12 protein-coding genes are annotated in these 12,049 nt (G+C 56.6%); 10 read left to right on the forward strand and 2 right to left on the reverse strand.

What is annotated here, in order from left to right; genetic code table 11:
• The first annotated feature begins 3 nt into the window (after positions 1-3).
• The 6 genes from livF (at position 4) to ugpQ (ending at position 5,914) form a co-directional block, all read left to right on the forward strand.
• A complete protein-coding gene (gene livF / locus ETG88_RS04360; protein WP_100780798.1) occupies positions 4-717 on the forward strand; it encodes a high-affinity branched-chain amino acid ABC transporter ATP-binding protein LivF in 714 nt (237 codons plus the stop codon).
• A gap of 245 nt (positions 718-962) precedes the next feature.
• Complete coding sequence (gene ugpB, locus ETG88_RS04365) at positions 963-2,279, forward strand: sn-glycerol-3-phosphate ABC transporter substrate-binding protein UgpB (RefSeq protein ID WP_100778562.1); 1,317 nt, start codon at positions 963-965, stop codon at positions 2,277-2,279.
• 87 nt (positions 2,280-2,366) lie between these two features.
• The gene (ugpA, locus tag ETG88_RS04370) at positions 2,367-3,254 is read left to right on the forward strand and encodes a sn-glycerol-3-phosphate ABC transporter permease UgpA (RefSeq protein ID WP_100778563.1); all 888 of its coding nucleotides are present in this window, start codon (positions 2,367-2,369) and stop codon (positions 3,252-3,254) included.
• Positions 3,251-4,096, forward strand: coding sequence for a sn-glycerol-3-phosphate ABC transporter permease UgpE (gene ugpE / locus ETG88_RS04375; RefSeq protein ID WP_107702697.1), 846 nt, complete (start codon positions 3,251-3,253; stop codon positions 4,094-4,096). The genes ugpA and ugpE overlap by 4 nt, the downstream gene beginning before the upstream one ends.
• A 1-nt stretch (position 4,097) precedes the next feature.
• Complete coding sequence (locus tag ETG88_RS04380; RefSeq protein WP_123429800.1) at positions 4,098-5,168, forward strand: sn-glycerol-3-phosphate import ATP-binding protein UgpC; 1,071 nt, start codon at positions 4,098-4,100, stop codon at positions 5,166-5,168.
• Positions 5,165-5,914 carry a glycerophosphodiester phosphodiesterase gene (ugpQ, locus tag ETG88_RS04385; RefSeq protein WP_129034769.1) on the forward strand — a complete coding sequence of 250 codons (750 nt, stop codon included), beginning with the start codon at positions 5,165-5,167 and terminating at the stop codon, positions 5,912-5,914. The genes ETG88_RS04380 and ugpQ overlap by 4 nt, the downstream gene beginning before the upstream one ends.
• On the opposite strand, the gene ETG88_RS04390 is transcribed toward ugpQ, so the two are convergent.
• On the reverse strand, positions 5,895-6,275 hold the full coding sequence (locus tag ETG88_RS04390) for a DUF2756 family protein (RefSeq protein WP_102105319.1): 381 nt from the start codon (positions 6,273-6,275) through the stop codon (positions 5,895-5,897). The genes ugpQ and ETG88_RS04390 overlap by 20 nt on opposite strands.
• 121 nt (positions 6,276-6,396) lie before the next feature.
• On the opposite strand from ETG88_RS04390, the gene ggt reads away from it, so the two are divergent.
• A complete protein-coding gene (gene ggt, locus ETG88_RS04395) occupies positions 6,397-8,142 on the forward strand; it encodes a gamma-glutamyltransferase (RefSeq protein ID WP_187469901.1) in 1,746 nt (581 codons plus the stop codon).
• Between the two features lie 40 nt (positions 8,143-8,182).
• Here the strand turns inward: ggt and yhhY are convergent, their stop codons facing one another.
• Complete coding sequence (gene yhhY, locus ETG88_RS04400; RefSeq protein WP_129034770.1) at positions 8,183-8,671, reverse strand: N-acetyltransferase; 489 nt, start codon at positions 8,669-8,671, stop codon at positions 8,183-8,185.
• A 356-nt stretch (positions 8,672-9,027) separates the two neighbouring features.
• Here yhhY and ETG88_RS04405 point away from each other — a divergent pair, with 356 nt between their 5' ends.
• The 3 genes from ETG88_RS04405 to gntR all read left to right on the forward strand — a co-directional run bounded on the left by ETG88_RS04405 (position 9,028) and on the right by gntR (position 11,984).
• Positions 9,028-10,065 carry an oxidoreductase gene (locus ETG88_RS04405; protein ID WP_129034771.1) on the forward strand — a complete coding sequence of 346 codons (1,038 nt, stop codon included), beginning with the start codon at positions 9,028-9,030 and terminating at the stop codon, positions 10,063-10,065.
• Positions 10,066-10,188: 123 nt separating this feature from the next.
• Positions 10,189-10,884, forward strand: a complete 696-nt coding sequence (locus ETG88_RS04410) for a pirin family protein (protein ID WP_129034772.1) — start codon at positions 10,189-10,191, stop codon at positions 10,882-10,884.
• Positions 10,885-10,988: 104 nt separating this feature from the next.
• A complete protein-coding gene (gene gntR / locus ETG88_RS04415) occupies positions 10,989-11,984 on the forward strand; it encodes a gluconate operon transcriptional repressor GntR (protein WP_129034773.1) in 996 nt (331 codons plus the stop codon).
• The last annotated feature ends 65 nt before the right edge of the window (positions 11,985-12,049 follow it).

Raw genomic sequence — 12,049 nt, forward strand, 5'->3', positions numbered from 1 at the left:
AATATGGAAAAAGCGATGTTATCTTTTGACAAGGTGAATGCCCACTACGGCAAGATTCAGGCGCTGCACGATGTCAGCCTGCATATCAATCAGGGTGAGATCGTGACGCTCATCGGTGCCAACGGCGCGGGGAAAACCACGCTGCTCGGCACCCTGTGCGGCGATCCGCGTGCTTCCAGCGGGCGTATCATCTTTGACGGTAAAGACATTACCGACTGGCAGACCGCGAAAATCATGCGCGAAGCCGTGGCGATAGTGCCGGAAGGCCGCCGCGTGTTTTCCCGTATGACGGTGGAAGAGAACCTGGCGATGGGCGGCTTCTTTGCCGAGCGCGAACAGTATCAGACCCGCATTAAGCGCGTGTATGAACTCTTCCCGCGCCTGTATGAGCGCCGTATTCAGCGTGCGGGCACCATGTCAGGCGGTGAACAGCAGATGCTGGCGATTGGTCGTGCGCTGATGAGCCAGCCGCGTCTGCTGCTGCTCGATGAGCCGTCCCTCGGCCTTGCGCCGATCATCATTCAGCAGATTTTCGACACCATTGAGCAACTGCGTAAAGAGGGGATGACCATCTTCCTCGTGGAGCAAAACGCCAACCAGGCGCTGAAACTCGCGGATCGCGGCTACGTGCTGGAGAACGGCCACGTCGTGCTGTCCGATACCGGCGAAGCGCTGCTAGCGAACGAAGCGGTGCGAAGTGCATATTTAGGCGGTTAAGTTGTCTGTTGCCCGGTGGCGCTGCGCTTACCGGGCCAGTAAAACCTGAATCACAGGCCGGGTAGGGCGATGCCTCCCGGCTTTTTTTTGCCATGCTATCGTCACCATTCCATCATCCCCCTGACCCCGGTCTGTCATCATTCTGTAAATAAACAGTTATTTTTCTGTCATTCGAGCATGTCATGTTACCTCGCGAGCATAAAACGCGTGATATCGCGCATCCGGCACAAAAAAGAGAGATGACAATGACATCGTTACGACACACAGCTTTGGGTCTGGCAATCGGTCTGGCTTTTGCGACGAACGCAATGGCTGTCACGACCATTCCGTTCTGGCATTCCATGGAAGGGGAGTTGGGCAAAGAGGTTGATTCTCTGGCGCAGCGTTTCAACGACACCCATCCGGATTACAAAATTGTGCCGGTGTACAAAGGTAACTACGAGCAGAGCCTGAGCGCGGGCATCGCCGCGTTCCGCACCGGGAATGCACCGGCGCTGCTGCAGGTGTATGAAGTCGGCACCGCCACCATGATGGCCTCGAAAGCGATAAAACCGGTCTATGAAGTGTTTAAAGACGCGGGCATTAACTTCGATGAATCCCAGTTTGTGCCGACGGTTTCCGGTTACTACACCGATTCCAAAACCGGGCATCTGCTGTCTCAGCCGTTTAACAGCTCCACGCCGGTGCTCTATTACAACAAAGACGCCTTCAAAAAAGCCGGTTTAAACCCGGATCAGCCGCCGAAAACCTGGCAGGACCTGGCGGAGTACACCGCCAAACTGAAAGCGGCAGGCATGAAGTGTGGCTACGCGAGCGGCTGGCAGGGCTGGATTCAGATTGAAAACTTCAGCGCCTGGCACGGTCTGCCGGTCGCCACGAAGAACAATGGCTTTGACGGCACCGACGCCGTGCTGGAGTTCAACAAACCCGAGCAGGTGAAACACATCGCGCTGCTGGAGGCCCTGAATAAGAAGGGCGATTTCAGCTACTTCGGCCGTAAAGACGAATCTACCGAGAAGTTTTACAACGGCGACTGTGCGATCACCACCGCCTCTTCCGGTTCGCTGGCGGATATCCGTCACTACGCCAAATTCAACTACGGCGTGGGCATGATGCCTTATGACGCCGATGCCAAGGGCGCACCACAGAACGCCATCATCGGCGGAGCGAGCCTGTGGGTAATGCAGGGCAAAGACAACGGCACCTACAAAGGCGTGGCGGAGTTCCTCGACTTCCTCGCGAAACCTGAAAACGCCGCCGAGTGGCACCAGAAGACCGGCTACCTGCCGATCACCAAAGCCGCTTACGACCTGACGCGCGAGCAGGGCTTCTATGACAAAAACCCAGGGGCGGATATCGCGACGCGCCAGATGCTGAACAAGCCGCCGTTACCGTTCACCAAAGGTCTGCGTCTGGGCAACATGCCGCAGATTAGGACCATCGTGGATGAAGAGCTGGAAAGCGTATGGACCGGTAAGAAAACGCCACAGCAGGCGCTGGATTCAGCGGTAGAGCGCGGAAATCAGCTGCTGCGCCGCTTTGAGCAGTCGACGAAGTCTTAATGTTTTTATGCCGGATGACCCGGCCTGCGAGGGGGACATTCTCTTCGTTGGCCGGGTCATCCGGCACTGTTCAGGAATCCAATCTCAATGTCATCCTCCCGTCCGGTATTCCGTTCGCGCTGGCTGCCCTATTTGCTGGTCGCCCCGCAGCTGATTATCACCGTCATCTTTTTTATCTGGCCTGCGGGCGAAGCGCTCTGGTACTCGGTACAAAGCGTCGATCCGTTCGGGCTTTCCAGCCAGTTTGTCGGTCTGGATAACTTTACCGCGCTGTTCCACGACAGCTATTACCTCGACTCCTTCTGGACGACGATCAAATTCAGCGCCATGGTGACGGTCAGCGGCCTCGTCGTGTCGCTGTTTTTTGCGGCGCTGGTGGATTATGTGGTGCGCGGCAGCCGTCTCTATCAGACGCTGATGCTGCTGCCCTACGCCGTCGCGCCTGCCGTCGCCGCCGTGCTGTGGATCTTCCTGTTTAATCCAGGGCGCGGGCTGATTACCCATTTCCTCGGTGAATTCGGCTACGACTGGAACCACGCGCAAAACAGCGGTCAGGCGATGTTCCTGGTGGTGTTTGCCTCGGTCTGGAAGCAGATCAGCTACAACTTCCTGTTCTTTTTCGCCGCGCTGCAATCCATTCCGCGCTCGCTGGTCGAAGCCGCCGCGATTGACGGCGCAGGGCCGATTCGCCGCTTCTTCAAACTGGCGCTGCCGCTGATTGCGCCGGTGAGTTTCTTCCTGCTGGTGGTTAACCTGGTTTACGCCTTCTTCGACACCTTCCCGGTGATCGACGCCGCCACCGCCGGTGGGCCGGTACAGGCGACCACCACGCTTATCTACAAAATCTATCGCGAAGGCTTTGCGGGGCTGGATCTGTCGGCCTCTGCCGCGCAGTCCGTGGTGCTGATGGGGCTGGTGATTGTGCTGACGGTGGTTCAGTTCCGCTATGTCGAAAGTAAGGTGCGCTACCAATGATTGAGAACCGTCCGGGGCTGACGATTTTCAGCCACACCCTGTTAATACTCGGGATCATCGTCATTCTGTTCCCGCTGTACGTGGCCTTTGTTGCCGCCACGCTGGATACCAAAGCCGTGTTCGACACGCCGATGACGCTGGTGCCTGGTGGCCATCTTTTCGAAAATATGGCAACTATCTGGACCCAGGGCGTAGGGGCCAACAGCGCGCCGTTCTGGCTGATGATGCTCAACAGTTTCATCATGGCCTTTGGCATTACGGTGGGGAAGATCGTGGTGTCGATGCTCTCGGCCTTCGCTATCGTCTGGTTCCGTTTTCCCCTGCGTAACCTCTTCTTCTGGATGATCTTTATCACTCTGATGCTGCCGGTCGAAGTGCGTATTTTCCCGACCGTCGAGGTGATCGCCAATCTCGGGATGCTCGACAGCTACGCGGGCCTGACGCTGCCGCTGATGGCGTCGGCCACCGCGACGTTCCTGTTCCGCCAGTTCTTTATGACCCTGCCGGACGAACTGATTGAAGCGGCGCGCATCGACGGCGCATCGCCGATGCGTTTTTTCCGCGATATCGTGCTGCCGCTCTCCAGAACCAACCTCGCCGCGCTGTTCGTGATCACCTTTATCTACGGCTGGAACCAGTACCTGTGGCCGCTGCTGATTGTGCAGGACGTTAATCTCGGCACCGCCGTGGCGGGCATCAAAGGGATGATCGCCACCGGCGAAGGCACCACCCTCTGGAATCAGGTGATGGCGGCGATGCTGCTCACGCTGATCCCTCCGGTCGTTATCGTTTTAGCCATGCAGCGCGCGTTCGTGCGTGGTTTAGTAGACAGTGAGAAATAAGATGGCTGGATTAAAATTACAGGCAGTAACTAAAAGCTGGGACGGCAAAACCCAGGTGATTCAACCCCTGACCCTCGACGTGGCAGACGGTGAATTTATCGTGATGGTCGGCCCGTCCGGCTGTGGGAAATCGACGCTGCTGCGCATGGTGGCGGGGCTTGAGCGCGTGACCAGCGGCGACATCTGGATTGACCGCCAGCGTGTCACCGAGATGGAGCCGAAAGATCGCGGTATCGCGATGGTGTTCCAGAACTACGCCCTCTATCCGCACATGAGCGTGGAAGAGAACATGGCCTGGGGCCTGAAAATTCGCGGGATGGGCAAAGGCCATATCGACGAACGGGTGAAAGAGGCGGCGCGCATTCTGGAGCTGGACGGCCTGTTAAAACGCCGTCCGCGTGAGCTTTCCGGCGGCCAGCGTCAGCGCGTGGCGATGGGCCGCGCCATCGTGCGCGATCCGGCGGTGTTCCTGTTCGACGAACCGCTCTCTAACCTCGACGCCAAACTGCGCGTGCAGATGCGTCTTGAGCTGCAACATCTGCATCGCCGCCTGAAAACCACCTCCCTGTACGTCACCCACGATCAGGTGGAAGCCATGACGCTGGCGCAGCGCGTGATGGTGATGAACAAAGGTATCGCCGAGCAGATCGGCACGCCGGTGGAGGTGTATGAAAAACCTGCCAGCCGCTTTGTCGCCAGCTTTATCGGCAGCCCGGCGATGAACCTGCTGGAAGGGCGCATCAGCAACGCGGGCACGCATTTTGAGCTGGAGAGCGGCATGGCGCTGCCGGTGAACTGGTTTTATCGCGGCTACGCCGGGCGTAAAATGACGCTCGGTATCCGCCCGGAACATATTGCGCTAAGCTCGCAGGCGGAAGGCGGCGTGCCGCTGGTGATGGACACGCTGGAGATGCTGGGCGCGGACAACCTGGCGCATGGACGCTGGGGCGATCAAAAGCTGGTGGTGCGTCTGGCGCATCAGGAACGCCCAAAGGCGGGCAGCACGCTGTGGCTGCATCTGCCGGAAAATCATCTGCACTTATTTGATGGTGAAACAGGACAACGCGTATGAGTAACTGGCCATATCCTCACATCGTCGCCCACCGAGGCGGCGGGAAACGGGCACCAGAAAACACCCTGGCGGCCATTGATAAGGGCGCGTATTACGGTCATTCAATGATCGAATTCGACGCCAAGCTGTCGAAAGATGGCGAAATTTTCCTGCTGCATGACGATAACCTCGAGCGCACCAGCAACGGCTGGGGCGTGGCGGGCGACTTGCCGTGGCGCGATCTGCTGAACGTAGACGCCGGAAGCTGGTTCAGCAGCGAATTCAAAGGCGAGCCGTTGCCGCTGCTGGCGGAAGTGGCCGATCGCTGTCGCCAGCACGGGATGATGGCCAATATCGAAATTAAACCGACGACCGGCACCGGGCCGCTCACCGGAAAAGTGATTGCCCTCGCCGCGCGTGAACTGTGGGAAGGAATGACCGCTCCGCTGCTGTCGTCGTTTGACATTGACGCGCTGGAAGCCGCACAAGCCGCCGCACCGGAACTGCCTCGGGGATTATTGCTGGACGAGTGGCGTGACGACTGGCGCGAGCTGACCACTGACTTAGGGTGTGTGTCGATCCATCTCAATCATCGCCTGCTGGATGAGGCGCGCGTGAGGATGCTCAAAGACGCCGGGCTGCACATCCTGGTTTATACGGTCAACAAACCCCAGCGAGCGGCAGAGCTGCTGCGCTGGGGCGTGGACTGCATCTGTACCGATGCGATTGACGTGATTGGCCCGAACTTTAATTCTGTGGATTATTAAGCATATCGCCATTCGAACGCGGCGGCAGCATATGCTGCTGACCGCTGCTCGGGCTTGTTCCCCCGCTTAACATGCCGCCGCTGGTATTCGGCAGCGGCTGCTCCCGCACCTGGCCCTGCTGAATCATCTGCGTATTGTTGTTCATCTGCGTTTGCAGGTGCTGCTGCTGAATCTGCGTCTGGGTGTGCAGCTGTTGATTGAGCATCCCTTTTTGCTGCTGCTGTTGGCCCATCATCTGGGTCTGCATCCGCTGCTGGCTGGGGATTTCATAGCCCGGCTGGTTCGGGTTATTCAGGGTATTCAGTGGCTGTGCGAGCACGGCGAACGGGAGCAGTGCCGTTAAGATTAGTAGTCGTTTCATTCTCATTTCCTCCTTCTGAGGCCTCTCTTAAGTTTACCCCGAATCTGCCACAACGATGATTTTTTAGGAGTTGTGAACCAGGCTTAAACGGGAATCTGGATCCCTCACCTGGAGAACAACAATGATAAAACCAACGTTTTTGCGCTGGGTAGCGATCGCTGCGCTGATGGCCGGCGGGACATTTACCGTGGCGGCGAACCCGCCTGCTGCACCGCCAGTCTCCTACGGCGTGGAAGAGGATGTCTTCCATCCCGTCAGGGCGAAGCAGGGGATGGTGGCGTCCGTGGACGCGATGGCCACCCAGGTCGGCGTGGATATCCTCAAGCAGGGCGGTAATGCAGTTGATGCGGCGGTGGCCGTGGGTTATGCCCTGGCGGTAACCCATCCGCAGGCGGGGAATCTTGGCGGCGGGGGCTTTATGCTGCTGCGCACCAAAGACGGCAATACCACGGCCATCGACTTCCGCGAAATGGCGCCAAATCAGGCATCGCGCGATATGTTCCTCGACGATCAGGGGAATCCGGACAGTAAAAAATCCCTCACATCCCATCTGGCAAGCGGCACGCCGGGCACCGTCGCCGGGTTCTCTCTGGCGCTGGAAAAATACGGGACCTTACCGCTGAACAAAGTGGTGCAGCCAGCCATCAAACTGGCGCGCGACGGGTTTGTGGTCAATGACGCGCTGGCGGACGATCTCAAAACCTACGGCAGCGAAGTGATTCCGAACCATGAGAACAGTAAAGCGATCTTCTGGAAGGACGGCGAGCCGCTGAAAAAAGGCGACAAGCTGGTGCAGACAAATCTTGCGAAAAGCCTGGAGCTGATTGCGGAAAACGGCCCGGATGCCTTCTACAAAGGGGCGATTGCCGATCAGATTGCCGACGAGATGCAAAAGAACGGCGGGCTGATTACCAAGGCGGATTTGGCGGAGTACAAAGCGGTTGAGCGCACACCGATAAGCGGTGACTATCGCGGGTATCAGGTGTTCTCAATGCCTCCACCGTCCTCCGGCGGGATCCACATCGTGCAGATCCTCAACATTCTTGAAAACTTCGATATGCACAAATTTGGCTTCGGTAGCGCCGATGCGATGCAGGTGATGGCGGAGGCAGAAAAATTTGCCTATGCCGACCGCTCGGAGTATCTCGGCGATCCGGATTTTGTCAAAGTGCCCTGGCAGGCGCTAACCAACAAAGCCTATGCCAAATCGCTGGCGGATCAGATTGATATCAACAAAGCGAAACCGTCCAGCCAGATCCGCCCCGGCAAACTGGCGCCGTACGAGAGCAATCAGACCACCCATTTCTCGGTGGTGGATAAGGACGGCAACGCAGTGGCGGTGACGTACACGCTGAACACGGTGTTTGGCACCGGGATTGTGGCGGGTAACAGCGGCATTCTGCTAAACAACGAAATGGATGACTTCTCCGCCAAACCGGGCGTGCCGAACGTTTACGGGCTGGTGGGCGGCGATGCCAACGCCGTTGGGCCGAAGAAACGCCCGCTGTCCTCCATGTCTCCGACCATCGTGGTGAAAGACGGCAAAACCTGGCTGGTGACGGGTAGCCCAGGCGGAAGCCGAATTATCACCACCGTGCTGCAAATGGTGGTCAACAGTATCGATTTCGGGATGAACGTGGCCGAAGCGACCAACGCGCCGCGCTTCCACCATCAGTGGCTGCCGGACGAACTGCGCGTGGAAAAAGGCTTTAGCCCGGACACTATCAAACTGCTGGAACAGCGCGGGCAGAAAGTGGTGGTGAAAGAGGCGATGGGGAGCACGCAGAGCATTGTGGTGGCGCCCGACGGTTCCCTTTCCGGGGCATCCGATCCACGGTCGGTGGATGATTTGACGGCAGGGTACTGATACGTTGTCGCCCGGCAGCGCAGCGCTACCGGGCAATTTTTCACTTCATCCGCGCCATATAATAGGCATCCACAAACTCGCCATTACGCAGGGCGAATCTCTTTCCGGTGCCTTCGATTTCAAAGCCAAACTTCTTGTACAGCGCCAGCGCAGGAGGATTATCGGCAAAAACCGTGAGTTCGATACGTTCGATGCGCATCCAGTTGTCGCACAGGTTGATCATCTCACGCATGAGTGCACTTCCGACGCCTCGCCCCTGAGCATGCGCCGCAACGCTGATACCAAAGGTTGCCACATGGCTGCGTCGCGGGCTGGCTTCGACCTGCAGCGCCAGATCACCGACAATAATCTCATCCATGCAGGCGACAAGACGTTTTTGCCCAGCTTTAGGTTTAAGGCGTTCCTGCCACATCTCAAGGGAAGGATGAGGGAGTTGTAGCGTGTCGTGATACACCTCTGGATGCATATAATTTTGGCGCAGGGCTTCGGCATCTTTCGGTTCAGCGTGGCGTATCACTATCTCACTCATTCTTTTGTCCTCGGTGGGTTGATATCCCTTTCAACATCATTGACTTTGAAATTCGAGTCAACTCCCTTTTTTTTGCAAAAAGTATTGGACAAGTGCGAATGAGAATGATTATTATTGTCTCGCGTTCAGGAAGACCTCTACGGAAACCTGAAAGCACGACATTGCTCACATTGCTTCCAGTATTACTTTAGCCAGCCTCGCGCTGGCTTTTTTTTTCTCCTGTTTTAGCCAGACAGACCTGCCCGTTCCCCTCGGGAAGCGTTCTCCATCCCACATACGTGAAGCTCGCACCGGCGGATGCGCGCGCATTTAACTTGCGCTATGGTTGTCCCAACAACCTTAACAAGGACTGAGCCATGACATTACATTGCGCATTTATTGGATTTGGTAAAAGCACCACTCGCTATCACCTTCCGTATGTTCTCAACCGTAAAGACAGCTGGCACGTGGCGCATATCTTCCGCCGTCACGCGAAACCTGAAGAGCAGTCCCCACAGTATTCCCATATTCATTTCACCAGCGATCTGGATGAGGTGTTAAGCGATCCGCAGGTCAAACTGGTGATCGTTTGTACCCATGCCGACAGCCACTTTGACTACGCGAAACGCGCGCTGGAAGCGGGCAAAAACGTGCTGGTGGAAAAACCCTTCACCCCGACGCTTGCGGAGGCCAAAGAGCTCTTCGCGCTGGCAAAAAGCAAAGGGCTGACCGTCACGCCGTACCAAAACCGTCGCTTTGATACCTGCTTCCTGATGGCGAAACAGGCCATTGAGAGCGGCAAGCTGGGCGATATCGTTGAAATCGAAAGCCATTTCGACCTCTATCGTCCGGTGGCGGAAACCAAACCCGGCCTGCCGCAGGACGGCGCGTTTTATGGTCTGGGCGTGCATACCATGGACCAGGTAATCTCTCTGTTGGGCCGCCCGGATCACGTGACCTACGATATCCGCAGCCTGCGCAACAAAGCCAATCCGGACGATACCTTTGAAGCACAGCTGTTTTACGGCGATTTAAAGGCGATCGTCAAAACCAGTCATCTGGTGAAAACGGACTACCCGAAATTTATCGTGCACGGCACCCGCGGCTCGTTTATCAAATACGGTATCGACCAGCAGGAGACCAGTCTGAAGGCCAATATCATGCCGGGCGAGCCGGGATTCGCGGCGGATGAATCGGTCGGCGTGCTGGAGTATGTCAATGACGAAGGCGTGACGGTAAAAGAACAGCTCACCCCGGAAACCGGCGATTATGGCCGCGTCTACGATGCGCTGTATGACACCCTCACCAAAGGCGCGCCGAATTACGTCAAGGAATCTGAAGTTCTCACTAATCTGGAGATTCTCGAGCGCGGGTTCGAGCAGGCTTCTCCTGCCACGATTACCCTCACGAAGTAAGCTCTGTCGACTCCTCTGTGCTTGTTCATAATTTTTGAACAGAGGAGTCAATTTTCACCCTCTATGATCCCAGGCCAATTGCGTCCACACTTACTTCATCGAAACGAACTGGGGTGAAAAACAATGATCTTTTTACGTAAAGCAGGCGATCGTGGTCACGCAAATCATGGCTGGCTGGACTCATGGCATACCTTCTCGTTCGCGGACTATTACGACCCGAACTTCATGGGCTTCTCGGCACTGCGCGTGATTAACGATGACGTGATTGACGCGGGCCAGGGCTTCGGTACCCATCCGCATAAAGACATGGAAATCCTGACCTATGTGCTGGAAGGCGCCGTAGCGCACAAAGACAGCATGGGTAACGAAGAGCAGGTTCCGGCCGGTGAGTTCCAGATTATGAGCGCCGGTACCGGGGTTCGTCACTCGGAGTACAACCCGAGCAACACAGAAAAACTGCACCTGTACCAAATCTGGATCATTCCAGAAGAAACCGGCATCACGCCGCGCTACGAGCAGCGCCGCTTCGATGCCCTGCAGGGCAAACAGCTGGTGCTTTCCCCGGATGCGCGTGATGGCTCCCTGAAAGTGCATCAGGATATGGAACTGTACCGTTGGGCACTGGCGAAAGACGAACAGTCTGTGCAACAGATTGCCGCGAACCGCCGCGTGTGGATTCAGGTGGTCAAAGGTGACGTGACAATCAACGGCACCAAAGCCACCACCGCTGACGGTCTGGCGATTTGGGATGAGCAGGCGCTGTCCGTTCATGCTGACAGCGCGAGCGAAATTCTGCTCTTCGATCTGCCGCCCGTGTGATTAATCGTAAATAAAAGGCCAACCTTCCCCATTTGACAGGGGAAGGTTGGCCTTTGTCCGTGATAAACTGAGAGAATGTCTCATTACAGGTTTCTCTCAGGACGATGAAAAAGAAACGACCCGTACTTCAGGATGTGGCCGATCGCGTCGGTGTGACCAAAATGACGGTCAGCCGCTTTTTGCGTAACCCGGAACAGGTTTCCATGGCGTTGCGTGGCAAGATTGCCGCTGCTCTCGATGAACTGGGTTATATCCCCAACCGCGCGCCCGATATTCTCTCCAATGCCACCAGCCGTGCGGTCGGTGTTCTGCTTCCTTCCTTAACCAACCAGGTCTTCGCCGAAGTGCTGCGTGGAATCGAAAGCGTTACTGACGCCTACGGTTATCAAACCATGCTCGCGCACTACGGGTACAAACCGGAACTGGAAGAGGAACGTCTTGAATCGATGCTTTCCTGGAACATAGACGGCCTGATCCTAACGGAACGTACTCACACGCCGCGTACACTCAAGATGATAGAAGTCGCCGGCATTCCGGTGGTGGAGCTGATGGACAGTCAGTCCCCTTGTCTGGATATTGCCGTCGGGTTCGATAACTTCGAAGCCGCGCGTCAGATGACCGCCGCCATTCTCGCCCGCGGTCACCGCCACGTGGCCTATCTGGGCGCACGTCTCGACGAACGTACTATCATCAAACAGAAGGGATACGAGCAGGCAATGCTCGACGCAAACTTAACGCCGTACAGCGTGATGGTGGAGCAATCCTCTTCCTATTCGTCCGGTATTGAGCTGATGCGCCAGGCCCGCCGTGAGTATCCGCAGCTTGATGGTATATTCTGTACCAACGATGACCTTGCGGTCGGCGCAGCCTTTGAATGTCAGCGTCTTGGCCTGAAAATCCCTGACGATATGGCGATTGCCGGTTTCCACGGCCACGATATCGGACAGGTGATGGAGCCACGTCTGGCGAGCGTTCTGACGCCGCGCGAACGCATGGGCCGCATCGGTGCGGAACGCCTGCTGGCGCGCATTCGTGGTGAAGTGGTCACGCCTAAAATGTTAGATTTAGGTTTCACCTTGTCACCGGGTGGATCAATTTAGTCTGACAAATTTGAAGTAGCTCACACTTATTCACTTCTCGCACGAATGGATATTGCTTCTCCATA

The sequence above is a fragment of the Lelliottia nimipressuralis genome (assembly GCF_004115925.1).
Classification (GTDB): domain Bacteria; phylum Pseudomonadota; class Gammaproteobacteria; order Enterobacterales; family Enterobacteriaceae; genus Enterobacter; species Enterobacter nimipressuralis.